Genomic DNA, 24,163 nt, shown 5'->3' on the forward strand with positions numbered 1-24,163 from the left:
CTTAGCAGCCAGTCCGTCCATGCGGCCATGGCGGGGGGCAGTGTGCCACGCACAAAAGCGGATACTGCGGGCACCTGCGCCAGCAGGCGACGCAGGATCAGCGGGCCACCTGCTTTGGGGCCAGTACCAGAAAGACCACGGCCACCAAAAGGCTGCACGCCAACAACAGCCCCAATGGTATTGCGGTTTACATACAGGTTCCCGGCATCAATGTGGCTGAGAACCTGCTGCACGGTTGAGTCAATACGGGTATGAAGCCCGAACGTCAGGCCGTATCCGGTGGCGTTGATGTCTGCCAGAAGGGTAGGCAATCCACTACGGGAATAACGCAGAACGTGCAGGACGGGGCCAAACACTTCTCCACCCATTTCGCGCACTGAAGTCACTTCAATAAGCGTTGGCGGAACAAAGCTGCCTTTGGCGCAGTGTTCTGGAAGCGGCAGAGCAAAAACCGGGGCCAGCTTCTGACGGAAGGACGCGATATGCTTGTTAATGCCTTCAGCAGAGTCTGCCGTAATGACTGGTCCCACATCAGTTGAGAGCAGGGCAGGGTTGCCAAGGCTTAATTCACGCATGGCACCGCGTAACATGGTCAGAATATGGTCCGCACAGTCTTCCTGCACGCACAGAAGGCGCAGGGCGGAACAGCGCTGGCCCGCACTGTCAAAAGCAGAAGCAACAACATCTGCAACAACCTGTTCTGCCAGCGCCGAAGAATCGACAATCATGGCGTTCTGACCGCCAGTTTCTGCAATCAGTGGCACCGGCTGCCCAGTGTGGGTGCGGCGGGTTTCAAGCTGACGGTTGATTGCCTGTGCTACCACCGTTGAGCCGGTGAACATGACGCCTGCAACTCTGTCATCCCCGACAAGAGCCGCACCGATATCCCCTTCTCCGGGCAGGAGTTGCAGTGCGGCGGCAGGTACACCCGCTTCATGCAGAATACCGACAGCAACGGCTGCAATAAGCGGCGTTTCTTCGGCCGGTTTGGCCAGCACGACATTACCCGCGGCCAATGCGGCGGCAATCTGGCCGGTGAAAATGGCCAGCGGGAAGTTCCATGGGCTAATACACACCACTGTGCCGAGGGGGATGTGTGTAGTATTATTAAAGTCGCGTCGGATTGTGGTACCGTAATAACGTAGAAAATCAACGGCCTCACGCACTTCAGCAATGCCATTGGGTAAAGATTTCCCAGCCTCGCGCGACAGGAGGACCAGAAGCTCATCCTGCCGGGCTTCCAGCAGGTCAGACGCTTTTTCCAGAATATCCGCCCGCATTGCGGGGGACGTACCAGCCCAGTCTGCTTTTGCTTTTTCTGCCGCGGTAACAGCTTTTTTCACCGTGTCCTGTGTTGCCAGAATAACAGTGCCCACCACATCTGCGCGGTCAGAAGGGTTGGTGACTGGGGTCTGTGAGCCTTTGGGTTTTTGACCCGCCACAATGGGGACTGCGTTCCATGTTTTGGGTGCTTTGCTTAATCCGTCCGCCAGTGCGGACAGAACGCGGTCATCAGCCAGATCGGTCCCGGCAGAATTACGGCGTTCTGTGCCAAACAGGTCTGCTGGTTTGCGGATTTCAGAATGTGGGGCACCATAGGGTGAAAATGTACGAGCAACCTCCAGCGGGTCTTCTACCAGAGCAGAAACAGGGATGGCTTCATCGCCTATCTGATTGACGAACGAGGAATTGGCTCCGTTTTCAAGCAGACGCCGCACCAGATAAGCCAACAGAGTTTCGTGCGTGCCAACCGGGGCGTAAATGCGTGCTGGCCGCCCAAGTTTGTCTGTGCCCACCACCTGTTTGTACAAGGGTTCACCCATACCGTGCAGGCACTGAAACTCGTATGATCCAACTTCAAATTTGTTGCCTGCCAGTGTGTATATGGTGGCAAGTGTGCGGGCATTATGGGTCGCAAATTGCGGAAAAATGACATCCCGTGCGCTCAGCAGTTTCCGTGCGCATGCAATATAGCTGATGTCGGTATGGCTTTTACGGGTATAGACCGGGAAATCAGAGAGCCCATCAACCTGTGCTTTCTTGATTTCACTGTCCCAGTAGGCTCCTTTTACAAGACGAACCATCAGGCGTCGGTTGGTGCGCCGTGCGAGGTCAATGATGAAATCAAGCACGTAGGGGCAGCGCTTTCCGTAAGCCTGCACCACAAAACCAATGCCGTTCCACCCTTCAAGCCCCGGTGTGTGGCACAGTGCTTCCAGCAGATCGAGCGAGATATCCAGCCGCTCACTTTCTTCGGCATCAATATTGATGCCAATATCGTAACTGCGGGCTAAAAGTGTCAGTTCCTGCACAACGGCCAGCAGTTCTGTCATGACGCGGTGATGCTGGGCACGGACGTAGCGCGGGTGCAGAGCCGAAAGTTTAATTGAAATGCCAGGGCGTTCATATACATTCGCGCCTTTGGCACTCCGGCCAATGGCATGAATGGCGTTGATGTAATCCTGCCTGTAACGGGCGGCATCCTGTGCCGTGAAAGCCGCTTCCCCCAGCATGTCATAGGAATAGGAAAACCCGATTTCTTCCAGTTTGGCGCTGTTTTTCCGGGCTTGCTCAATAGTTTCGCCCAGCACAAACTGTTCGCCCATCAAGCGCATGGCGGCATCCACAGCTTTGCGGATAACCGGCTTGGTTGCACGGTTAACAAAACCAATCAGGGAGGTTGTCAGGTTTTTTTCGTCTCGTTCAGCAACCAGCCCGCCTGTCAGCGCCAGTCCCCATGCGGCTGCATTGGCAAACAAAGGCCGCCCGCGTGAGGCATGAGCCAGCCAGTCGCCCTCGCCAATCTTGTCCTGAATCAGGGCATCCCGTGTGGCGATGTCTGGAATGCGCAGCAGTGCTTCGGCCAGGCACATCAGGGCTACACCCTCGGCGGAGGAGAGTGAGAACTCCTGCACCAGTGTTTCAACCAGTCCGGGGTTACGTTCCGCACGGAGTGTCGCGGCCAGATTTGTGGCGAGTGCCGTGGTCTTGCGACTTTCGTCTTTGCTAAGAGTTGCCTCAGGCGTCATGGCGGTTACGCACGTTGCTTCAGGTGTGCGAATGGCCTCGATAATCGCTTTGCGCAATGGGGAGCGGGAAGAAAACGCAGGGGCGAAAGTGTCACAAGATGACATGGCTTTTTGATCCGGCATGTGGCGAGTCTGGGCTTCCTGTCACAAGGGATTCAGGAAGTTTTGGCTCCATAACGATTTCTGTCCTTCGCACGATAATATATGATTTGCAAGATCATATATTGTTCAGTTGAGCCGCAGAAATCACAGGCCTTTGAGAGTCAAAATGAGCCTGCCAAAAAAGACCTGAAAGCGAGGGAACAATTTGCTGGAGAACGAGACACCCAAGGGAGGCGCATGCACCCTGATGCCCGATTTGATGGTCAGGCAGGGCTTGTTATTAATGTCGGGAATTTGAGGCTTCTGCACCCAAGGGCGTGCGTCTGTGGTGCGTGGAGGCTGGCCCGGGCAAAGCCCGTCAAGTTTAGCTGACTTTTGCCAGAGAGGTTTTGCGGCGAAAGACTTCTACTGAAATATCGGCGGCGTCTAGAATGTGGATACGGGTCAAGCGGGCGGCGCGGTCTGCATCCCGGGCGCGGCAGGCTTCCAGAATGGCAAAATGTTCTTCGTCCGTGGTCGCTTTGCGGCCTTCTATCAACAAATGGCCGCGAATATAGCGGTCCAGTTTGTTGTGGAGGTCATCAATCATTTCCAGCAGGCGAGGTTTGTCGGCGGCAGCATAGATTGCGTTATGAAACGCACGGTTCAGAGCGCCAGATTTCTGGGCCCCATCTGGCCCACTTACACCTTGTACAAATGCATCATAGGCGTCTTCTATACGGGCCAGATCAACGCGGGTCATGTTTCTGACAGCATATCCTGCGGCCTGTTCTTCCAGCAAAGCGCGGATCTGCGAATATTCACGGATATCGGCCTCGTTCATGCCGACAACGGTGGCGCCCCGGTTTGGCAGAAAAGCGACCAACCCCTCTGCCTCCAGGCGTTTCAGGGCTTCGCGCACAGGAATGATGCTAACACCAAATCCGCTGGCCAGTTCTGATTGCGGCAAAGCTTGACCGGCCTGTAGGGCATCTTCAAGAATGGCTTTGCGGAGGGCGGCTGATATGGTTTCTGACGCGGTGCCGTGGCCTGCAAATTCCGGTTTTAGAAAAAGGCTTGCAGGCAACATGCGGCGGGCGCTCCCGAATTCATTTCAGAGTCGTGTCTATTTATCATAGAGACGCAGGCAGCCCGTTGCCAAGCTGTTCTCTGCTTCAAGGCAGTGATGAGCGATTTTGGGTTTAAAAGTGCTTCAGTCTCGTAGCGTTCCCATCTGGTGGAGCTTACAGCAGGAAATGGCTCTTGGTTGTAGTGGTCACTATATCGTGATTGATGGTGCGGGAGGCGGTATTGCTGCCGGTGAGTGAGACTAACCAGTGTGCTTTTTCGGTGTCTTGCAGTAGCAGGCCAAACCGATTGCGTGCGCTGCCTTCCGACAGGGCTGGGAGTATTCTGATACTCGGTGTGAAACGAAAAAAACCAATCAAGGGAAGGTATCTTTCCTTTTACCGGAAGCTACTGCATCCTCTGATAGGCAATGCGAAAAGGCAAAGGGCCGCGTATCAGGCCCCATTGTAGCCGTTGTTATGACACGGGGTCTGTCGCTTGTGCCGGTGCTATCAGCGCGCAGACATTAAAAAAACGATCAGGTTCTGAGGTCTGCCATGCCTGATATGCGCACAGGGCTGGCTTGATCTTTAGGCTGTTTGCAGGAAAGTTTGCCCCATATTCCGCTAGGGAGATTCTGAATGAGACTGTTTTCTGTGCGTGCCCTGTCGGCGCTTGCTGTAACCACCATGCTGGCTGGCGCACCTGTTTTTGCGCATGCTGCTGATACGCCTGCTCCGGTTTCAAAGGGCGGCGAACAGGCTGAAGCGGGTGTTAAAGCCGCAACCCTGACGGATACTGACCTGTCAGGCTATGTGGGGTCAATCAACCCGATCGAAGTGGGTGGCCTGCTGAACTATTGTACGCAGGGCAACTACGTTGACTATGACGATGGCTTCAAGGTGCTTCAGTCATACAACCAGAAAACCAATGCCGTGCCTGATGGTCAGGAAGGCAACATGTTCTATGCGCGTGGCACGGCTGGTCAGCTTCAGGCCAATGGCAAGACATACTCCATTGCAACATCCAGTATTCCAGTGCGTCAGAAAACCTGTGCAGCGGTTCTGGCACGTGCCAAAGCTGCTCTGTAAAACAGGGCATCAGGTTTCCCTGCGGGTCTGAACCGTGCGGGGTAAACCATGAATTTGATAAAGGTCGGCTGCTTAAGGCAGTCGGCCTTTTTTCTTGTTATAATAAACCAACTTTAATTTGGCCGTATCGGGCCACATACCTTTCCCTCATCGCGTTAATGTGATGAAACCATTTCGGCCCTGGATAAAAATGACCGGGGTAACAACAATAAGAAAGGGCGGGAGAACGTGTCAGAAGCGTTTGTCACCCCCGGTGAGGCAACACTGTCAGCCGGGCAATATGACGACATGGTGCGCAGCGCGCACAGCCAGACCGAAGCGTTCTGGTTACAGCAATCACGCCGCCTGACATGGCAGACACCGCCAAGCCAAGCCTCCCGGTCAGATTTCCTGAATGATGTGCGGATAGACTGGTATGCAGACGGTTTTCTGAATGCCTCTGAAAACTGTCTTGATCGCCACGTCGCGACTCACCCCGACAAAACGGCCCTCATTTGGGAAGGGCAGGACGACGGCCAGCGCGAAGTTCTGTCTTATCGGGTTTTGCATGCGCGCGTTTGCCGTCTGGCGAATGTATTGCGGCGGCTGGGTGTCAAAAAGGGGGATTGTGTTGCCATCCATCTGCCCATGGTGGCCGAGGGCATTATTGCCATGTTGGCCTGTGCGCGTATCGGGGCCATTCATGTTGTTTTGTTTGGTGGTTTCTCGGCTGAAGGGTTGGCAGAGCGCCTGACGGATAGTGCAGCAGTCGTCGTGCTGACGGCTGACGTTGCGCGCCGGGGTGACAAGCGTATTCCCAGCAAAACCACGATGGATGACGCCATTACACGGTGTGGCGCGGCAAGTCGGGTCCGGCATGTGCTGGTGGTGCCAGTTACTGGCGTCAGCGTGCCGATGCAGGCCGGTCGAGACCTGCGCTACGAGGATGAAGTCGCACGTGAAGCGGAAGAGTGCCCTGCCGAACGCATGAACGCTCAGGACCCGCTTTTTCTTCTTTACACTTCTGGTAGCACGGGCCGCCCGAAAGGGCTGGTACACAGTACCGGCGGTTATTTAACGTGGGCTGCCTTTACCCATGCTGTAGTTTTTGATCACAAGGCTGACGACATTTTCTGGTGCACCGCTGATACCAGTTGGATAACGGGGCATACCTACGTTGTATATGGTCCGTTGGCCAATGGCGGCACCATAGTGGTCTATGAAGGCCTGCCGTCCTGGCCGGAGCCCGGACGCTGGTGGGATGTGATAGACCGCAATGGCGTGACTGTTTTTTACACATCGCCAACGGTGGTGCGCGCCGCCATGCGTGAGGATGATACGGTTGTGCGCAGCCGTTCACTCAAAAGCCTGCGAATTCTTGGCACGGTGGGTGAACCAATCAGCCCTGAGGCGTGGCACTGGTTCCATGATGAAGTGGGCAAGGGCCGATGTGCGGTCGTTGATACATGGTGGCAGACCGAGACAGGTGGCGTGATGATTACGGCCGCGGCAGGGTGCGTCGTGCCACGTCCCGGTGCGGCATCCCGTCCGCTACCGGGTGTGGAAGCAGTGCTGCTTGATGCGCAGGGGACGGAAATAACCGGCGCTGGCGAAGGGCTGCTTTGCATGGCCCGTTCATGGCCCGGTCAGGCAATGTCTATCTGGCAGGACCACGACCGTTTCCGGCAGACCTATTTTACCACATGCCCCGGGTACTACTTCACAGGTGACGGGGCCCGCCGGGAAGAAGATGGCTATTATTGGATAACTGGCCGTGTTGATGACGTTGTCAATGTGTCCGGGCACCGGATTGGCACGGCCGAAATTGAAGATGCCGTTGCGACTGATCATGAAGTTGTTGAAAGTGCAGCCGTAGGAATCCCTCATGACCTGAAGGGGCAGGGGTTGGTTGTTTTTGTTGTGCCACGAGAACAGGGGGTCTTCGATCCGGAGGCTGTCAACCGGGCTATTGCTGCGGGCGTGGGACGTTATGCCGTGCCGGAAAAAATTTACGTGGTGCGGGATTTGCCGAAAACACGGTCAGGCAAAATTGTTCGCCGCCTGCTGCGCAAAATCGCGGCGCATGATCTGGAAGGGCTAGGGGATCTCTCCACTCTGGCAGACCCGGAAATTGTGGATGAACTCATTGCGACAGTTAAGGCTCAGGAAAGCTGAACAAAGGTTCTGTAGTGCGAATATGAAAAAGGCCTGATGCCAAAGCATCAGGCCTTTTTTCTTTAGATCAGGCGATGATCTTTTATTTGGTAGCGGCGGCCGGAGAAGGCGTAAGCTGCGCACGGATTTCACCATGTGGGTGGGCAGCGGTGCCGAGGCTGACATAAAGCTGACCATTGCGGTACTGCTCAATTTCGTCAGCGCTCAGGGTGATGGTGCCGGTCAGCGGAGAGGTGAACGGCCCCTTCAGTGGCTCCACTTTTTCGGCCGTGTCGGTCAGGGACTTAGCGGCCAGAAGTTCGGCTGCCACAACCGGACCAGACAGGTTGTTCCAGGTGATGGTGTAGCTCAGCTGGTTGTTGCGCGTTTCAAGTGTAGCGCGCACACCGCCTGTTACTTCTGCGCCAGCCGCTTTCTGCGGTGCGAAATGACCTTCAGATGCAATGGTTTCAGCGTGGGCCAGAACTGGTGAAATAGCCAGAACGCCGGTAAGAAGTGCTGCGCTGAAAGTAATAGTGCGTTTGGAAATCATGATTGTCTCCTGATAAAAACTATAATGTCCTTACAGGGGTCAAAAACGCACCATTTCTGGAAAAGTTCCGGATTATTTTCTGGGTAAGTTTGTGTCGCGTCTTTCAGTCAACTTCCTGGGTTGTTCCAGAAAGGGAAACAATCACTCTGAATAGTTCACTTTCGTAACTATTTCTCGGTGTTTTCTTTAACCACATCAAAGCGTGGCATGCCATTCACGGGTTCCTGCCACATGCTCAAAGGGCGCACCCAATAGCTACCCAGCGCTTCGCTACGGTATGTTACAAGCCATTCTTCAGTCTCGCTGTGGCGTCCGACGCACAGAACAGTATACAGTCCTCCCTTGTAGTGTCGGTACAGGCCGGGGCGTGGGTGCTCAGGCGGGATGGTATCGGTTGTATTTTGAGCGTGAGTATTCATGGCACATAGCTTTTCCACAGCTTGCGGAAGGATCGCAACCTTGAAGCGTTCTCTGGTTCTTTATCCGGTATTGGCAGCAGGTCTTGTTCTGGCTGCCACACCTTTTGCGCATGCTGCCAAAAAAGCCCACACCTCTGCCCAGAAAGGGGCTGACCCGGTTATCATGACGCATCAGCCGGGTAGCGGCCTTGAAGCCGAAGCCATGCGGCTGAATTCGGATGATCTGGCGGCTGCGGCCCGCCATCATGAAAAACCGCTGGTGCTGATTGGTTCAGCGCCTCTTTCTCCTGACGGTAAAAATATTGCGCTTTTTGTGCAGGTGCAGTCTGCCAGTTTGTGTGGTTCTGCCGGGTGTTCGACCGATATTTACCTGAAGCGCGGCAGTTCATGGACCAAAATTCTCGATTCCGTCAGTGGTCCTGTCAGCCTGCTGCACACCACCCACGGTGGCATGCGGGATATCATGGTGGATAGTTCAGACCGCTGGATCTGGAAAAACAACACCTACGTCGATACGCTGGCTGCGACTGATCTTCCTGGTTTTAAAACATCCATCAAGCGCCATCAGGCGGAAATGCGGAAAAAGGGACACACCATTCCGCAATAAAGTGCTGGTCGGGAGAGAGCGCGCAAACGGTTTTCTCCCACTTGCGCCGACTGATATGTCTGCAACCTAAGGTTGTATTGATGGGCGTCTTAAGCACCATTACAAATCAGAGATGTTGTAGCAGGTGAGAGCTGCATTCTTTGGTTAAAGGGGAAACGAGACAGAGCCATGAAATGGAACTTTGATGACTAAAGAAGAAGCAGCGTCTTCTGCGCCGGTTAGTTTGAAGCGGACAGTTTTGAAAACCGTAGCGACTGTGGGGGTAACAGTCGTATTGATTGCACTGTTACGCCAGTTTCTGGCTGCGCTACTCTGGTTTGATAAAGTCGCCGGATGGCACGTTGGGGGCGTGATTTTGCAAACTCTTGCCGCAGACGGCATTGCCAAACAGCAGCAGATGATTGCCGCAGGTTTGATGGTGCTATGTTTTCTGATTGCTGTCGTGCTGGTACGGGTAGGGGAGCGTCTGCTGTCACGTCATTAAGGGATGCGTATAGGGAGAGTGTGGCTATGTTTCACGCCATGCCTGTACAATGTGCGCGCTGCCTTGCCTGCCAGCAGGTCGGATGACATTTTTGCCAAAATAGGCTGCCAGATCATAACGGTCCCGATCAAGCACGAACGAAAACCCGGCATGAGTCAGAATCGTGTCAATATCTTCAGGGTTAAATCGGGAGAGATAAGGTTCGTTCAAGGCCGCAACAGCACGCTCTCTGGCTCGTAAACTTTCACGTTCAGGTTCTGCGTAATTTGTAATCGGTTCATTATAATCGAAGACAATATGTGCTTTTGGGATACTGCCCACGAACGTCAGCGTTTGCACAATAGCTGCACGGGACAGGTAGGGCACAACCCCAAGCCATATAAAGAATGCAGGCTGGGTGCGATCAAACCCATGTTCATCAAGGCGGTCTGCAAGGTCGTCAGTTTCAAAATTGACTGGCACAGAGGTCAGGTTGACGGGCAGAGTTAGGCCCTGCTGGCGACACTGTGCCAGTTTCCATTGCTGCACGTCTGGCCGGTCAACTTCGAAAAAATGCAGGTGATGGTTGGGGAAAGGGTTTCTTAAAGCGAGTGTATCCAGCCCTGCACCAAGAATAACAACCTGCTTCATGCCGCTAGAGAGCGTATTGGCTAGAGCATCTTCTGCAATGCGGTGCCGGGCGGCCAGAAAATAGCGTAAACGCGTTTTGGCACTCTCTGCTTCCGCTTTTTCAAGGTGTTCGGCTGTCTCGCCAAGAATAGCTAAAGCTAGAGGATCAGCAAAAAACACCTCGCTATCCACTATCTGATGAAGAGCACGTTGGCGGGCAATATGCAGCGCGGTAGCGCTGGGGCAGCTTTGCACAAGAGGTGTCATTGTAAAAATGCTCCCCACCAAGAATGATCGTATCTTTTTACTCCGGCGTCAGGCATAAGAAGACACGCTTTTTGCGCAGAGTTGAGAGGCAGGCGCCTGTTGTCAGGCGTCCGGTTTTTTCCAGAAAAATGTCAATTCATGTTTGTTCTGGGCTAAGTGGGCGAGACTGCTACCGGGAATGGCTTCAAACGCGCTGACAATATCGTGGTCAGTTTCACCTTGAAACTTTACGGTCAGAACAAGCTGTTTTGTACGGCCTGATTCGATCCATCGCGTAGCGAGGGCCAGAAGCCGTTTAGGGTAGGCGATAATGTCTGAAAAAACCCAGTCAGCTTCGGGTAACTCTTTAGGGTCAAGGCCAAAGGCGCTTCCTTGACGGAAAGACACGGTGGGCATGGCGGCAACTTTTGGGTCTAACGGCGCACGGTCAACCGCTGTGACATCCGCACCCAGTTTGGCAATGGCCCATGTCCAGCCGCCCGGTGTTGCGCCCAGATCCAGACAGGTTTCACCCGGCTGGGGCCAGTGACCAAGACGCGTGCAGGCTTCCCACAATTTCAGATAAGCACGCGAGGGCGGCCCGATGCGGTCTTCAATAAACTGGGGTGTGCCATTCACAAACGGACTGCTTTTGCGGGCAGAAAACAGCAGCGTCGTGGCGTCCAGCAGGGTCCATGCGCCTAAAGGGCTGGTTGGCGGTGCAGTGGGGAAAGTAAGCGGAGCTGCTTTTACCGGGGGGAGTCTGTCTTCAATAAGCGCAGTGCGACGGAAGCAGTCTGCCGCATACAGGCTCCAGTTCCGCTGCCTGCTACGCAATGTCTCTGCTGCATCGCGGATCGAGGCGATAGTAGCAACTTCAGGCTCAAGCCAGATATCCAGCGCCCAAGGAGAAAACACAGCAGGATGAGAAGAAAGCGCTAATTGCCCGTGCCAGCGGTCAATAGTGACACCCCGCCGGGCAAGGTCTTGCTCCAACACGCTTTCCAGCCCAGCAGCAGCTAACCAAGCGCCTTTAATTGTCTGTGTCACGCGCGTACCATCCACCCGATAGCAAGGCAAAGCCAGGAGAGAATGAGGATGCTACCGCCGGTTGGGGCAATATGGGCAGCATGGTGGCCAGAAAAAGCGGTGTAATAAACGCCGCCACAAAATAATAGTGTGCCGAGCAGCAACCCACACGCCCCAAAAGCCATAAGACGCCCCGGTTTCTGGGGGCACGTTAAGCCCAGAACCAGAAGGGCTAGTGCGTGCCACATCTGCATTTCCATAGCGCCATGGGCCATGACCCTGCCACCTTCTCCAAAACGGGTATCTGGAAGGTGAGCAATAAGCGCGCCAAGAATGGTGCCTGTGCCAGCAAGCAAAGCACCACAGATGCGCCACAGGCGCGGAAGCAGAAGGGATGTGAGCATGATGGTCATTTCTATAGGCGCATCGGGGCGTGGCGAAAATAGAAAAACAGTTTTCAACAGCACGATTGGCCCGTTGGTGCGCTATGGCATGACGAGCAAGTATTTTATGAGGACGGCCTAATGAGCATACGGATAGACAAAGTTGTAACGCGTGGTGGTGATGGAGGGCAGACGTCTTTGGGAGATGGGCAGCGCGTTTCGAAAAGCAGCCTGAGGATAGAGGCGATGGGGTGTCTGGATGAATTGAACGCCGTTGTGGGTCTTGTGCGCACGCAGGCGCGTGACGGTACACCAGTCAATGATCATTTGAAGCAGATACAGAATATGCTTTTCGATATGGGTGCTGATTTGTGTCAGCCCATGACGGAAAAAGCAGACAAGGCACGGCGCATAGAAAGCAAAACGGTCGTCTGGCTGGAACAGCAAATCGCAACATTGCAGGAAAAACAGGCTCCCCTGACCAGTTTTGTTCTGCCGGGGGGAACTGCTGCGGCCGCGTGGGCGCATCTTGCCCGCACACAGGCCCGGACAACGGAACGCCGTATGGTTGCTTTGGCGGAAGTTGAAAGCCTCAATCCCTCACTCCTGAAAATATTAAACAGATTGTCAGATTATTTTTTTGTTCTTGCCCGTCATTTTAACAGCGATGGCAAAGAAGATATTTTATGGACCCCAAGCTGAAATAGCTGAACAATAGGGTAGGTTGATTGCGTTATTACAGTATTGAAAAGCGAAAAATGTGGATTATTAGTCACGGAATAGTGTGTTTCTATGGAATAGAAGTGTGACGCAAAAGTAATAAAAACACGGCAGACGGAATGGCCTCCATACCCTTAGCGCAAAGATTAAAGTGTTGTGCTGTGTGGGTATGGTGTTGGAAAGACAAAATAAGTGTGTTAGAGAGGCGCTCAGGAAAGAATTCCGTTTCCAGATAGCGGATGCACGGAATGTCCCCTTATCCACATTTAACATAACCCTTTCAGTTTATTCGTCTGATCGGGGTAAACCAGCTTGCTATTCTTTTCTGCCGTCAGGGAACTGAGGTAGTGTTTTGTTAAGAATGCAGGAGCCTATTGGCAAAGTCAGGAAAGTACATAGTAGAGTGACTTCCGAATTTATGAAGACACCGTCTTTTTTATCAACACCCGTGGCTGAAAAAAGTCAGGATGAAGCATTTGAAGAGGCCTCTCTGCGGAATGCGTTGGAGAGACTGGGCGCACCGTCCCGTGCAAAGCCTCATTCTTCTCCTCGTCCATCAGTGGACAACGCGCAGGGCAAGCGTCGTCGTTTTGTAAAAGATGGCGATGTGCAGGTTGAAAAACACTCATTGGCGCGCACAACCCCGCGCACGCTGGCTATGCCGGGTAAAATGGCCACGTCTCGTGCCGTGCATTTTACAGATGAAGAAAACACGGAAGTTTCAAAACTTCGTCGGCAACTGGCAGATGAAAAGCTGCGTGTAGAAGAAGCCGAACAGCAGATTATCAACCTTCAGTCTGTTCAGAAGGGGATGGAAACCCGCCAGGTTCATGCGGACCTGATGGTGCGTGAACTGAAAGAAAAACTTCAGCAGCGTGAACAGGAACTGGCAGATAGTGGACGAGAAGTCCGCAGTCTTCAGCGTGATCTGGCGTCCATGGAAGAAGAAATGGACGGATTGCGCAAAAAGTTAGAAGCCAAGCCGCGTGGCCGCCCGCGTCTTAACCCGCAAACAGAAATGGCTACTCTGGATGAAGTCAGAGAAGACGAAATTCTGGATGACGAGCCACAGCCGGTAAAATGGTGGAAAGACTAACGTTCTGCCGTATTTTGCCTTAAAGTGCAGGCAATGAAGAATACAACAATCACGCCTGCACTTGTTTTTCTGATAGCCGATGTTGCGGTTGGCGTTGCATTTCTTTTGCTGCCACCGCTTGTTATGGGCTTTCTGTTATTGCTGAAAGACGTGTTCGGCGTTCTTGTTCTGCCTTTCACCTTTCTGTTCGGGTTGGCTGGTTGGTCGTCCGATATGTCGTCTCTTGATAGCGTTATGGGGGGCCTGACCCCCAATGTGTTGCGGCATCCCTTCCGTGCCATTTCTGCTGCTGTCATGCTGGCAGTCGGAGGCCTGTGCTCTGTTCTGGCGTGTGGTAGCCCCCTCGCTGCACAGGTTGAGCGGCGTCTGGCACCGCTGTTTACACTTGGGGCTGTTTTGTTGGGTGGCCCAGAACTGGGGCTTATTATGCTCCCGGCTTTTCTGATCCAGTTAGGTGCGCTTCGCCGGCCCGAGATGGATTTCTTTTCCCGTAAAAAATGAAAGCTGTTTGTTTCTGTCCTACATTGTTTCGGTGTGTGATGTATTTCTGTCACACCTGAAGGGTAGTCTTTCCTGGGGATTCTAACAGCCGCACAAATCTGCATGATTTAATAAACAACCGTGGTGAAAATTTCACCACGGTTGTTCTTTTGAGAGTGGTAGATTTTAGAAGTGGCGGAATCATTCCACCAAAAATAACAGGATAGTCGCCTTAACCCTGCAGGAAAATTTTTCCGGGGTTCATCAGGTTATGGGGGTCAAGTGCTGCTTTGATTTTGCGCATGGTTTCCAGTTCTGCACCGCCGCGCCATGACGGCATCATGTAGGTTTTCAGCTGGCCTACCCCGTGTTCGGCCGAGAAAGATCCGCCAAATTTACGCACAATATCAGTCACGGTATCCATCATGGCATGGTCCTGTGCCAGGAACGCTTTCGCATCAGCCCCTTCAGGTTGCACCAGATTGAAGTGAATATTGCCATCGCCAATATGGCCGAAGGGGGCAACGCGGATACCGGGAATCAGGGCTTCACAGGATTTGGTGGCTTCTGCAATAAAGTCAGGAATAGCAGCCAGCGGCACGGAAACGTCATTTTTAACAGAAGCACCTGCGCGTTTCTGGGCTTCGGCGTGTTCTTCGCGGATCATCCAGATGTTTTGACGCTGGGTTTCACTTTCGGCCAGAACCGCGTCTGTTACCAATCCGTCTTCAAGCGCTTGGCCAAGCACTTCTTCCATCAGGGTGCGCAGGCTATCATCGTTACGCGGGCTGCCCAGTTCAACCAGAGCATAAGCGGGCGCAGGTTCAGACAGCGGCAGGGGGCAGCTTTCAATCAGGCTGTTAACCAACGCCATGCTAGTACCGGACATATACTCGAAAGCCTGAATGGCGGCGGGGTCCTGTTTTCTGAACGCAGCAAACAGATCAAGCGCACTTTTCGCATCTGCGACAGCACACAAGGCTGTTTCGCGTGAACGGGGGCGCGGCTGAAGCTGAATAACGGCAGTCGTAATAATGCCCAATGTGCCTTCAGACCCAACCAGAAGTTGGCGAAGGGCGTAGCCTGTATTGTCCTTCCGCAGCTTACGCATCAGATCAAGCACGGACCCGTCAGGCAGCACGGCTTCCAAGCCAAGTGCCAGCTCGCGGGCATTGCCATAACGTACTGTATTATTGCCGCCTGCGTTGGTCGCCAGCACACCGCCAATATCAGCCGACCCTTCCGATGAAATGGAAAGAGGCAGCATCAGATCTTCCGCCCATGCGGCATCTTGCGCGGCTTTCAGGGTTACGCCTGCTTCAACCGTCATGGTCAGGTCAGCATGATCAATGTTCAGAATACGCGTCATTCGGGTGGTCGAGATGACAACCGCTTTCCCGCTGTTATCTGGGGTTGCGCCGCCCACCATGCTGGTGTTTCCGCCCTGTGGCACCATGGGAACGCCATGTTCGGCACACAGGGCAACAGCTTTTGCACACTCCTCGGTGTTTGCTGGTCGCAGAACCGCTGCGCAGCGACCGTGATACAGCAAGCGCCAGTCTGTGCAGAAGGCATCCGTATCGCCTGCATCTGTCAGGAGACCGGCGGGGCCGAGCAGGGACAGGAGAGCATCATGCAGGGGGGCTGGCAGAGGTGTATCAGACATGAGAAGCAAACCTTGGTTGTCAAAACAGAAGGAGTTTATGTGGGCTGTGCGTTACTGCCCGCATGAACGGCGGAAAAGAGGAAAGCGCGCCTTTAAGGCAAAGACACAGGCCATTTTAATTGCGCTGTCAGTAAAGGTAGCGTGCATTATCGGTTGCAGTGCTGACAGCATGTTGAAGCAGATGAAAGACTTCAGTGCCCGCAATGCCAGTCAAAAGGCCGGCAATCGTCGCAACACCAATAATCAATAGCCGGGGGTAAGTGTCATTTGCCTGAAGCTGGGAGAGCATGGCCTGTGTTTCTGCCCGCGCCTGCTGCGTCATATAGAGTTGTGATTTCAGGTTTTCGTTCTGTGCGCGGGTACTGCGTAAGTCACGGTCCAGCTTGTTAATGCTATCGGTCATTTGCCGCAGTTTAACGCGATATTCATCGGCTGGCGTGTTGTTGACCCGCGTTGTGCGGTTGCTGCGCACTTGTGACGGGTTGGGCGCTATTGCCTGAAACAGGTTTTTCAGTGCGCCACCCGTAACGTTGTCACGGCGTGCTCTGTTTTTAATGGCTTCAAGCGCGCTTGAAGACTGTCCGGGCTGATCTTCGAGCACTAACGCCAAAATATCAGACAGGATTTTCAGTTCTTTGGGGTCAAAATTACTCATAAACGCTACTCAAATCGGCCGGGGGGCAGCAGCACGGTGCAGCCGGTCCTGAATGGCAAGCCCTAACCCGTGTGAAGGGATAGGCTGCACGGCAACGCAGGTAAGCCCCAGCTTTTGGCCTTCTGCGTCCAGATAGCGCAAGCCTGCAAAAAGACGACTGGCCGCTTCTTCAAGATTGCCTGTTTTGCTCAGATTCCAAATGGCCCCACTGCCAGCAGGGTGGTCAGGGCCAAAGGCCAAAAGTGCCTCGGAGGCATAAACGGATGTGGCATTAAGCCTGACAGGAAGTAATGGCGCGTAATGCGACAAGAGTCTGCCCGGAGACTGTGGGGCAACATCGCTCTCTGTTTCAGGGAAGGTGAGGGGACCGCATACAGCCTCCAGAGCCTCCACCGAAACGCCACCCGGGCGAAGGAGCAACGGACGGTCTGGGGTGGTCAGGTCAACAACTGTGCTTTCCAACCCAACAACGCATGGACCAGTATCCAGAACAGCATCAATGCGGCCGTCCAGTTCCTCCAGAACATGCGCGGCATCGGAGGGGCTGATGCGGCCAGACCGATTGGCCGAGGGTGCAGCAACAGGGCGGCCAACGGCACGCAACAATGCCTGCACGTTCTCGCCCCTCGGCACCCGAACAGCGAGCGAGGATAATCCGTCTGCTGCCAGATCAGACACTGTGCTGCCGGGGGCGCGAGGCAGGACCAGGGTGAGGGGGCCGGGCCAAAACGCATCAGCCAGTTTATAGGCGAGAGAACAGGCGACACCTTGCTGAAAAGCCGCATCGGCAGAATGAAAATGGCTGATAAGAGGGTTAAAGCGTGGCCGGTTCTTGGCCTCAAAAATACGGGCGACGGCAGTGGGGTTTGTGGCATCTGCCCCCAGACCGTAAACGGTTTCCGTGCCGAACGCGACAAGCTTCCCTGCCCGCAGAAGGCTGGCGGCGGTTTCAAGGCCGGAGGAGGTAGCGGCAAGGCGCTGTGTCATGCAGTTGTGTCTAACATCTGGTCACGGACCTCGCTTGGCTTCTGGGGCCTTGTTTTTGCAAGGTCTGGCTTGTGGGCGTGCGGAGAAAGGGTGGCAGCCCATTTAAGCCAGAGTGGAAGAATTACAGGGTTCCGGTACAAACAAACGGCGGGTTTTTCCAGTCCGTTTTGCCATAGAGCAACGGGCTGCCATCCAGCAAGGTTATGTGGCCCCCTGCGGCTTCAACAATAGCCTGCGGGGCAGCGGTGTCCCATTCCATGGTTGGGCCAAGGCGAGGGTAGAAATCTACAGCGCCTTCTGCAACGCGGGCAAATTTGACGGCTGACCCGATATTGCCAACAGACGCAATGCGGCGTTCCCCCAGATAAGCTGTCAGACGCGGGTCATCTGCATAATGGCGGGAGGCCAGAACACTCAGCCCTTCTGCCGGGGGTGTGCGCGTCTTTATCCGATGAATACCGTCCCGGTCTTTCCGTTCGGCAGGCAGGCCGATGCCCCCGGTATAAAGCTGATAATAGGCAGGTAGGGCCATGGCCCCCAGTACCGCCCGGCCATTTCTGACCAAACCGATATTGACCGTAAAATCATCCCGCCCGGCCGCAAATTCGCGCGTGCCATCCAGGGGGTCAACCAGCCAGTATGCAGGGGAAACCGCGCCGCGTAGCCCGGATGCAACTTCTTCTTCCGCAATGACAGGAATTTCCGGCACGGCAGCGCGTAGACCTTTAAGAATATGCGCTTCTGCCGCATGATCAGCCTCTGTCACGGGTGAGGCATCTGTTTTGGTCAGTGTCTCAAACCCACGGACACGAATGGTGCGGATGATGTCTGCGGCTTCTTCCGCCAGGCGGGCGGCCAGAGCCAGAAGGTCTGCATCTGTATGGCTGGTCATGCTGAGCACCATACGCCAAGAGTGTTGGCCCGTCATGCCCCCGTCACTCTGATTTTGCGCAAAAAACAGAGATGACCCCATGGCGCTATTGCCAAGCGGGCAGGGGGGACGTACCCAGACGGCTGAGAATAGCTGCTTCAGAGTATCCATAGCCTATCTGTTTCCCGCATCCGCACAGGGTAGAAAACAGGGCGTATACATGAACAGCCCAAGACAAAAAGCAATTAGGAGCCCGGATTTAATGCTTCAGATTTCATTTTCTGCTGATACCCTGCCGCAGGGCGGTGCGCTGGCCATTCTGGTTGCTGAAGGGCAGGACGCGTCTCCGCTGTTCAAAAGCCTGGATGACGCAACCGGTGGTGCGATTACCCGTGCAGCCAAGGCGGATGAGTTCACAGGTAAAGAGGGTGCGACAACCGTTGTGCTGGCGCCGGGTGCGGGCTTTGACCGGGTGGTGCTGGTTGGTGTTGGGAAAGCAGAAGCTTTTACACCCAAAGACGCTGAAAAAGCAGGCGGTTTAGTTGCGACAGCACTGGCAAAGGCTGAAAAAGCAGCCGTTGCGGTTGGGGTTTTGCCACATGCTGCCCATGTTGCGCTTGGGGCTGTACTGGGCGCTTATCATTTCTCGCTCTACCACAGCACCCCAACGGAAGATAAAGCGCATCGTCTGGCAAGTTTGTCTGTGCTGACAGCCCAACCTGCACAGGCCGACTCTGCGTGGCCTGCGCTGTCTGCTGTGGCGCGTGGTGTGGTACTGACACGCGATCTAGTAACCGAGCCTGCAAACGTGCTGAACCCTGTTGAATTTGCTGAACGTGTCAGCACCCTGCGCAGCCTTGGGCTGGACGTTGAAGTGCTTGATCAGCCAGCTATGGAAAAACTGGGTTTTGGCGCGCTTCTGGGCGTTGCTCAGGGCAGTGATGCTGAACCACGCACCGTAGTCATGCGCTGGAACGGTGGGGAGAAAGACGACGCACCGCTGGCCTTTATTGGCAAGGGTGTGACGTTTGATTCCGGCGGTATCTCAATCAAACCAGCCGCTGGCATGGAAGAAATGAAGTGGGATATGGCGGGTGCTGCAACCGTCACCGGGCTGATGGCAGCGCTGGCTGGCCGCAAAGCCAAAGTAAACGCCGTTGGTGTGATTGGCTTGGTAGAAAACATGGTGTCTGGCAACGCGCAGCGTCCGGGTGACGTGGTGCGGAGTGCCTCTGGTCAAACGATTGAAGTGCTGAATACCGATGCTGAAGGGCGTCTGGTTCTGGCAGATATCCTTTGGTATGCGCGTGAACGGTTTGCCCCCAAATTGATAGTGGATCTGGCCACGCTGACCGGGGCTATTATTATCAGCCTTGGGCATGAATATGCTGGCCTGTTCTCCAATAACGATGCGCTGGCCGCCGGATTGACACAGTCTGGTGAAGCAACGGGCGATAAATTATGGCGTATGCCTATGGGCAAAGACTATGATGCCCTGCTGAAATCAGACATCGCTGATATGAAAAACATTGGCGGCCGCCCCGGCGGATCGATTACCGCAGCCCAGTTCCTGAAGCGTTTTGTGGGTGAAACCCCTTGGGCGCATCTGGATATTGCTGGCACGGCGTGGTCTAGCAAAGCACGCAATGGTCAGCCAAAAGGGGCTACAGGCTTTGGTGTGCGTCTGCTGAACGATTTTGTTCAGACCCAGCACGAAAAAGCTTAACATATTACAGCCGTTAGGCGGGGTTATAATCATCCCGCCTGATGACGGTTAAAGCCTTCCAGTTAGCTGTTTTCTATCGCTAACGTTGTTGTTAGGCCAGTTCTCCCAAAAAACTCTCTCTGCTTCATGTCACCGGCATAGCTTTGAAAAGGGCTGTGTCCGTGAATGATGGTGAAAAAGGACGGTTTGGTCCTTGTCTGCCTATCTGGCATCAGAGTATTCAATCTGACAAAACAGTCATGATGAATGGCGGGGGCGGAACGCTTCGGCCATGCTGACCACAATGTGGGGTCAGACAACTGGAGAACGAGATGTCATTTTGCGTTGTTGGTGCAGGCTTTAGCGGAGCCATTATTGCACGTCACCTTGCGGAACGCGGACATAAGGTGACGGTGGTGGATGAACGGCCGCATATTGGCGGTAACTGCCACACCGAACGTGATGCCGAAACAGGCGTGATGATTCATAAATATGGCCCCCATATTTTCCATACGGCTGACCAACGCGCTTGGGATTATGTGCAGCAGTTCGGCACGTTCCTGCCGTACGTCAACCGGGTGAAGGCTATTTCGCAGGGGCGTGTCTATACGCTGCCAGTTAATCTGCTGACCATTAACCAGTTCTTCGGCACAACCATGGGGCCGAAAGAAGCCCGTGCCTTTATCGAGGGCAAGGCAGATAAATCCATCACCAGTCCGCGCTCATTTGAAGAGCAGGCGCTGAGCATGATTGGGCCAGAACTTTATAAGGCCTTCTTCTATGGTTATACCCGCAAGCAGTGGGGGCTTGAGCCAACTGAACTGCCAGCGTCTATCCTGAAGCGTCTGCCCTTACGCTTCAATTATGACGATAACTACTTCAATCACCCGTATCAGGGGATGCCTGAAGAAGGGTATACCGCCATCGTTCAGAACATTCTGAATGTTGACGGGATTGATCTGCGTCTGGGCTGTTCGTTTGAAAGTCTGGAAGAGACCTTTCAGCATGTTTTCTATACTGGCCCGATTGACCGCTTCTTCCAGTTCAAACTGGGGCGTCTGGGTTATAGAACGCTTGATTTCGAACGCTTTGTGGACGATGGCGACCATCAGGGCACGGCTGTTATCAACTATTGTGACGAAGAAGTGCCGTTTACCCGCATTTCCGAACACAAACATTTTGCACCGTGGGAGCAGGACAAGTTCTCCCAGACGGTCTGCTTCCGCGAATATAGCCGTCTGGCAGGCGAGGATGACGTTCCGTACTATCCCATTCGTCTGGTGAACGAAAAGCAGATGCTGGATAGCTATATTGAACTGGCCCGCTCAGAAAAAGGTGTCTCTTTCCTTGGGCGTCTGGGCACCTACCGCTATCTGGATATGGATGTCACGATCACCGAGGCTCTGGCCGCCTGTGACCGGATCGACAGCGCCCTGCAAGCCGCAGAACTAAACCTGCCGTCTTTCTTTATCGACCCAAGCTGATATTTATTGCAAGGTAATATCAACTGATTAATGAGTTTTCTGTTTTTCGTATTATAGGATCATTCTTTCCACGCTAATTTTTTATGAAATAATGGTCCTGTAATAATATAAGGTAAGAAAAAATAAGACCGTCACGCTTTAATATATTAAGAGTTATTCTGAATATACTGCAAAAATTAGTTTTTGATATTGAAAAATTTAATTTTCAAGCTGGGTAAGATAAAATCCTCTGAATGTCACGTTGAGTAAACGGGACGACTAATTTTTTAGCCTACTTCTGATGTCATTCATATTGGATAAATTCAAGTTTATGTTAATAAGCGAATTAACTTAATCTAAAAACCTTGGCTTCAGGAGCTGCTCGTGGATATCAAAGTGTATGTTTGTCACCATAAACCATGGGCGCTAATCAAAAATGATGTTTTTGAGCCTATTCAGGTTGGGCGAGATATTGCCAATAATGTCTTGCCAGGGATGATTGGAGATAATACCGGAGACAATATATCTTATAAAAACAAGGAATGGTGTGAACTTACCGCTTTGTATTGGATTTGGAAAAACACATCTCATGATTATGTAGGTTTAATGCACTACAGACGATATGTTTCGTTCAATCCTGATATACATTATGACCAAAATATTAATGGTATTGAATTTGAAGATATAGAAAAAAATGCATGGACTTATGAGGGGTGTGAAACCCTATTATCTGACTATCCAATTTTAACTTCCCCAATATATAATATTCACCCATGCGGAATTCCAAAAGAGATTCAATCATCATACGACCATTATTGCTCAGAGCACTATAAGAAAGATTTAGATTTAATGTTATTGGTTATTAAAGAAAAATTTCCTAATTATTACATTGATGCGCTTCGTTCTATTTATTCAACCGAATGTTTTTTCGGTAATATTGCAATTATGAGACGTGATTTTTTTGATAAATACTGTGAATTTTTATTTTCTGTATTGGAAGAGGTTGAGAAAAAAGTTGATATATCTAACTATGATACTTATCAAAAAAGAATTTTTGGCTTTCTAGCAGAACGTTTGACTAATATATTTATTGAAACCATAAAATCTAAGAATAAAAAAATAAAAATAAGACATTCTCCTATGGTTTATGTGGGAGATAAAGAAATTTCCTTTAATTCAGATTTTTTGATAAAGAAAATCATTAAAAAAAGAACAGATAAGAAAAATATTTTGTTTGATGGTTGTATTAATATTGTAATGTCATTTGATGACAAATATAAGCAGCATGCGCAAGCAACTATAAATTCAATTTTAGCTCATACTCAAAACAATAAAAACATACATTTTTATATTATTCATGACGATAGATTGTCTGTAGAAAATATTTATAATCTAAAAAAGGAATACTCACAAAAAACAAAAATATCATTTTTGTTAGTAAAAAACACATTTATTGACAAATTTCCACTTAACAGAGAATACATAAGCATAAACACATATTATAGACTTATTATGCAGGAGGTTCTTCCTTCTTCTGTTAGTAGAGTTATCTATCTTGACTCCGATATTATTGTTTGTGAAGATATAACAAATCTGTGGAATATTGACTTGCAAGGAAAAATTATAGGCGGTTGCCAAGATGAAGGAGGTATTTTACAATCCCGGCGTCTTTTTGGGAATAAATCAAACAATAGTTATGTAAATGCAGGAATTTTAATATTTGATATCAAGCTGGCTACTGAAAAATACTCAAATTTGAGTTTTTATTATTCCGAAGTTTTTTATGGCAATCGCAAACATATTACTTTACAGGATCAAGATATTATTAATATTTCTTATAAAAATGATATAAAAATAATCCCATTAAATTGGAATGTAAACTCACGCATTTATTCAGTTAATGATTTGGACAGGGCTTATTCTGCATCTTTAGAAAAAGAAGCAAGAGAAAACCCCTTCATTGTCCATTTTACAGACAAAAAAAAGCCATGGAAATTTTCAAGTACGCATCCTTTAAAAAAGTTATATTGGTTCTATCGTCCTCAAACAAAAATGGGCATGGGATTATTTTATGATTTATTAGCAAAAAACAATCAAAATGCCAAAATTAGTGTCACTGACAAAGTGCTTTCTGTGCATTACGGCAGGAGAAATATCAAAATACCAGAAAAATTGGTTATCTATTTATTAAAAATTATTAGAAAATAGTTAAATTTATGAAAATTAAAAGTGAAATAGAATGGATGTAAATATAGTGTGTTAGTTTTATTGAGGAAAATTAAGGAGATATTAATTGATGTTTTTTCTGCGTAATTACAGGCGTAGAGAATGACGATTAGCGATTGTGTTGCTTTGTCTGTCATGACTGTATGGGGGAGAAGGAGAGTTCATTGCCGTAAGCAACGCCACTATGTGGCTGCAATGATCCTCTGCGTTAAGAGAGGCTCAGTAGGCGGGCTAATTACAATGCCCCACATACGGAACGATATATGCATAAAAACCATCAATAGCGGTTTTATAACTTGAAATCAGGACGCTACTGCATCAATCAAACCTTCTTCGATTTTTTCAGCTTATCCAGTTCAAGGCGAAAAACTTCAAAATCTACGCTCAGAAGAAATGCTTCAAAATGGTAACAAAACACGCCAAACAGAGCATGTGGCTTGCAACATTAAAGAAACATACCTTCAACTCTTAGGCTCAAGATCTATTAATTTATTGAAATGATCGAGAGGTTATAATTCACAGGCTTACCAATGGAGGGTGGCCTGTGAGTGATGTGTTTATG

At 51.5% G+C, this 24,163-nt stretch carries 22 protein-coding genes; 10 read left to right on the forward strand and 12 right to left on the reverse strand.

Annotation, left to right across the window (positions count from 1 at the left end; genetic code table 11):
• From putA to Abin_RS13550, 3 genes are all read right to left on the reverse strand, one after another.
• The coding region (gene putA, locus Abin_RS13540) for a bifunctional proline dehydrogenase/L-glutamate gamma-semialdehyde dehydrogenase PutA (protein WP_258027429.1) at nucleotides 1-3,152 on the reverse strand (3,152 nt) is incomplete at its 3' end.
• 343 nt (nucleotides 3,153-3,495) lie between these two features.
• The gene (locus tag Abin_RS13545) at nucleotides 3,496-4,200 is read right to left on the reverse strand and encodes a GntR family transcriptional regulator (protein ID WP_048847846.1); all 705 of its coding nucleotides are present in this window, start codon (nucleotides 4,198-4,200) and stop codon (nucleotides 3,496-3,498) included.
• A 154-nt stretch (nucleotides 4,201-4,354) separates the two neighbouring features.
• On the reverse strand, nucleotides 4,355-4,558 hold the full coding sequence (locus Abin_RS13550; RefSeq protein WP_143217114.1) for a hypothetical protein: 204 nt from the start codon (nucleotides 4,556-4,558) through the stop codon (nucleotides 4,355-4,357).
• 261 nt (nucleotides 4,559-4,819) lie between these two features.
• Here Abin_RS13550 and Abin_RS13555 point away from each other — a divergent pair, with 261 nt between their 5' ends.
• Both Abin_RS13555 and acs read left to right on the forward strand, forming a co-directional pair.
• Complete coding sequence (locus Abin_RS13555) at nucleotides 4,820-5,269, forward strand: DUF2501 domain-containing protein (RefSeq protein WP_048847847.1); 450 nt, start codon at nucleotides 4,820-4,822, stop codon at nucleotides 5,267-5,269.
• 228 nt (nucleotides 5,270-5,497) lie between these two features.
• On the forward strand, nucleotides 5,498-7,423 hold the full coding sequence (acs, locus tag Abin_RS13560) for an acetate--CoA ligase (RefSeq protein ID WP_052948236.1): 1,926 nt from the start codon (nucleotides 5,498-5,500) through the stop codon (nucleotides 7,421-7,423).
• An 82-nt stretch (nucleotides 7,424-7,505) separates the two neighbouring features.
• On the opposite strand, the gene Abin_RS13565 is transcribed toward acs, so the two are convergent.
• Nucleotides 7,506-7,955, reverse strand: coding sequence for a CHRD domain-containing protein (locus Abin_RS13565; protein ID WP_048847850.1), 450 nt, complete (start codon nucleotides 7,953-7,955; stop codon nucleotides 7,506-7,508).
• A 167-nt stretch (nucleotides 7,956-8,122) separates the two neighbouring features.
• Nucleotides 8,123-8,374, reverse strand: coding sequence for a DUF1653 domain-containing protein (locus Abin_RS13570; RefSeq protein ID WP_048847851.1), 252 nt, complete (start codon nucleotides 8,372-8,374; stop codon nucleotides 8,123-8,125).
• A 40-nt stretch (nucleotides 8,375-8,414) separates the two neighbouring features.
• Between Abin_RS13570 and Abin_RS13575 the strand changes: the two genes are divergently transcribed.
• Both Abin_RS13575 and Abin_RS13580 read left to right on the forward strand, forming a co-directional pair.
• On the forward strand, nucleotides 8,415-8,981 hold the full coding sequence (locus tag Abin_RS13575) for a hypothetical protein (RefSeq protein WP_086613854.1): 567 nt from the start codon (nucleotides 8,415-8,417) through the stop codon (nucleotides 8,979-8,981).
• 184 nt (nucleotides 8,982-9,165) lie between these two features.
• Nucleotides 9,166-9,465 (forward strand): hypothetical protein, encoded by a 300-nt coding sequence (locus tag Abin_RS13580; RefSeq protein ID WP_048847854.1) that lies wholly within the window; start codon nucleotides 9,166-9,168, stop codon nucleotides 9,463-9,465.
• A gap of 24 nt (nucleotides 9,466-9,489) precedes the next feature.
• Here Abin_RS13580 and Abin_RS13585 read toward each other — a convergent pair whose 3' ends face one another.
• The 3 genes from Abin_RS13585 to Abin_RS13595 form a co-directional block, all read right to left on the reverse strand.
• Nucleotides 9,490-10,341, reverse strand: a complete 852-nt coding sequence (locus Abin_RS13585; RefSeq protein WP_048847856.1) for a class I SAM-dependent methyltransferase — start codon at nucleotides 10,339-10,341, stop codon at nucleotides 9,490-9,492.
• Nucleotides 10,342-10,443: 102 nt separating this feature from the next.
• A complete protein-coding gene (locus tag Abin_RS13590; RefSeq protein ID WP_086658664.1) occupies nucleotides 10,444-11,370 on the reverse strand; it encodes an SAM-dependent methyltransferase in 927 nt (308 codons plus the stop codon).
• The gene (locus Abin_RS13595; protein ID WP_255319371.1) at nucleotides 11,367-11,816 is read right to left on the reverse strand and encodes a DUF423 domain-containing protein; all 450 of its coding nucleotides are present in this window, start codon (nucleotides 11,814-11,816) and stop codon (nucleotides 11,367-11,369) included. Before Abin_RS13595 ends, Abin_RS13590 begins: the two co-directional genes overlap by 4 nt.
• Before the next feature lie 57 nt (nucleotides 11,817-11,873).
• Here Abin_RS13595 and Abin_RS13600 point away from each other — a divergent pair, with 57 nt between their 5' ends.
• The 3 genes from Abin_RS13600 (at nucleotide 11,874) to Abin_RS13610 (ending at nucleotide 14,049) form a co-directional block, all read left to right on the forward strand.
• Entirely contained in the window at nucleotides 11,874-12,434 is a 561-nt protein-coding gene (locus Abin_RS13600) for a cob(I)yrinic acid a,c-diamide adenosyltransferase (RefSeq protein ID WP_048847860.1), read from the forward strand.
• Nucleotides 12,435-12,855: 421 nt separating this feature from the next.
• Nucleotides 12,856-13,548 carry a hypothetical protein gene (locus tag Abin_RS13605; RefSeq protein ID WP_244895101.1) on the forward strand — a complete coding sequence of 231 codons (693 nt, stop codon included), beginning with the start codon at nucleotides 12,856-12,858 and terminating at the stop codon, nucleotides 13,546-13,548.
• Nucleotides 13,549-13,581: 33 nt separating this feature from the next.
• The gene (locus tag Abin_RS13610) at nucleotides 13,582-14,049 is read left to right on the forward strand and encodes a hypothetical protein (protein ID WP_048847864.1); all 468 of its coding nucleotides are present in this window, start codon (nucleotides 13,582-13,584) and stop codon (nucleotides 14,047-14,049) included.
• Nucleotides 14,050-14,260: 211 nt separating this feature from the next.
• Here the strand turns inward: Abin_RS13610 and Abin_RS13615 are convergent, their stop codons facing one another.
• The 4 genes from Abin_RS13615 to cysQ form a co-directional block, all read right to left on the reverse strand.
• Nucleotides 14,261-15,694, reverse strand: coding sequence for an FAD-binding oxidoreductase (locus Abin_RS13615; RefSeq protein WP_048847866.1), 1,434 nt, complete (start codon nucleotides 15,692-15,694; stop codon nucleotides 14,261-14,263).
• Nucleotides 15,695-15,821: 127 nt separating this feature from the next.
• Nucleotides 15,822-16,349 carry a hypothetical protein gene (locus Abin_RS13620; protein WP_048847868.1) on the reverse strand — a complete coding sequence of 176 codons (528 nt, stop codon included), beginning with the start codon at nucleotides 16,347-16,349 and terminating at the stop codon, nucleotides 15,822-15,824.
• A gap of 9 nt (nucleotides 16,350-16,358) precedes the next feature.
• Nucleotides 16,359-17,336 (reverse strand): L-threonylcarbamoyladenylate synthase, encoded by a 978-nt coding sequence (locus Abin_RS13625; protein WP_048847870.1) that lies wholly within the window; start codon nucleotides 17,334-17,336, stop codon nucleotides 16,359-16,361.
• A 121-nt stretch (nucleotides 17,337-17,457) separates the two neighbouring features.
• The gene (cysQ, locus tag Abin_RS13630) at nucleotides 17,458-18,228 is read right to left on the reverse strand and encodes a 3'(2'),5'-bisphosphate nucleotidase CysQ (RefSeq protein ID WP_174766865.1); all 771 of its coding nucleotides are present in this window, start codon (nucleotides 18,226-18,228) and stop codon (nucleotides 17,458-17,460) included.
• A gap of 241 nt (nucleotides 18,229-18,469) precedes the next feature.
• On the opposite strand from cysQ, the gene Abin_RS13635 reads away from it, so the two are divergent.
• The 3 genes from Abin_RS13635 to Abin_RS13645 all read left to right on the forward strand — a co-directional run bounded on the left by Abin_RS13635 (nucleotide 18,470) and on the right by Abin_RS13645 (nucleotide 23,583).
• A complete protein-coding gene (locus tag Abin_RS13635; protein WP_048847872.1) occupies nucleotides 18,470-19,933 on the forward strand; it encodes a leucyl aminopeptidase in 1,464 nt (487 codons plus the stop codon).
• 311 nt (nucleotides 19,934-20,244) lie between these two features.
• Complete coding sequence (gene glf / locus Abin_RS13640; RefSeq protein WP_048847874.1) at nucleotides 20,245-21,396, forward strand: UDP-galactopyranose mutase; 1,152 nt, start codon at nucleotides 20,245-20,247, stop codon at nucleotides 21,394-21,396.
• Between the two features lie 363 nt (nucleotides 21,397-21,759).
• Nucleotides 21,760-23,583 (forward strand): DUF4422 domain-containing protein, encoded by a 1,824-nt coding sequence (locus Abin_RS13645; RefSeq protein ID WP_084593655.1) that lies wholly within the window; start codon nucleotides 21,760-21,762, stop codon nucleotides 23,581-23,583.
• Nucleotides 23,584-24,163 lie beyond the last annotated feature (580 nt).

This window comes from Acetobacter indonesiensis (assembly GCF_000963945.1).
GTDB classification, from domain to species: Bacteria; Pseudomonadota; Alphaproteobacteria; order Acetobacterales; family Acetobacteraceae; genus Acetobacter; species Acetobacter indonesiensis.

Coding starts and splice junctions, on each gene's coding strand:
- Abin_RS13545 (WP_048847846.1), bottom strand. CDS start 4,200: ATGTTGCCTGCAAGCCTTTTTCTAAAACCGGAATTTGCAGGCCACGGC.
- Abin_RS13555 (WP_048847847.1), top strand. CDS start 4,820: ATGAGACTGTTTTCTGTGCGTGCCCTGTCGGCGCTTGCTGTAACCACC.
- Abin_RS13565 (WP_048847850.1), bottom strand. CDS start 7,955: ATGATTTCCAAACGCACTATTACTTTCAGCGCAGCACTTCTTACCGGC.
- Abin_RS13570 (WP_048847851.1), bottom strand. CDS start 8,374: ATGAATACTCACGCTCAAAATACAACCGATACCATCCCGCCTGAGCAC.
- Abin_RS13580 (WP_048847854.1), top strand. CDS start 9,166: ATGACTAAAGAAGAAGCAGCGTCTTCTGCGCCGGTTAGTTTGAAGCGG.
- Abin_RS13585 (WP_048847856.1), bottom strand. CDS start 10,341: ATGACACCTCTTGTGCAAAGCTGCCCCAGCGCTACCGCGCTGCATATT.
- Abin_RS13600 (WP_048847860.1), top strand. CDS start 11,874: ATGAGCATACGGATAGACAAAGTTGTAACGCGTGGTGGTGATGGAGGG.
- Abin_RS13610 (WP_048847864.1), top strand. CDS start 13,582: ATGAAGAATACAACAATCACGCCTGCACTTGTTTTTCTGATAGCCGAT.
- Abin_RS13615 (WP_048847866.1), bottom strand. CDS start 15,694: ATGTCTGATACACCTCTGCCAGCCCCCCTGCATGATGCTCTCCTGTCC.
- Abin_RS13620 (WP_048847868.1), bottom strand. CDS start 16,349: ATGAGTAATTTTGACCCCAAAGAACTGAAAATCCTGTCTGATATTTTG.
- Abin_RS13625 (WP_048847870.1), bottom strand. CDS start 17,336: ATGACACAGCGCCTTGCCGCTACCTCCTCCGGCCTTGAAACCGCCGCC.
- cysQ (WP_174766865.1), bottom strand. CDS start 18,228: ATGACCAGCCATACAGATGCAGACCTTCTGGCTCTGGCCGCCCGCCTG.
- Abin_RS13635 (WP_048847872.1), top strand. CDS start 18,470: ATGCTTCAGATTTCATTTTCTGCTGATACCCTGCCGCAGGGCGGTGCG.
- glf (WP_048847874.1), top strand. CDS start 20,245: ATGTCATTTTGCGTTGTTGGTGCAGGCTTTAGCGGAGCCATTATTGCA.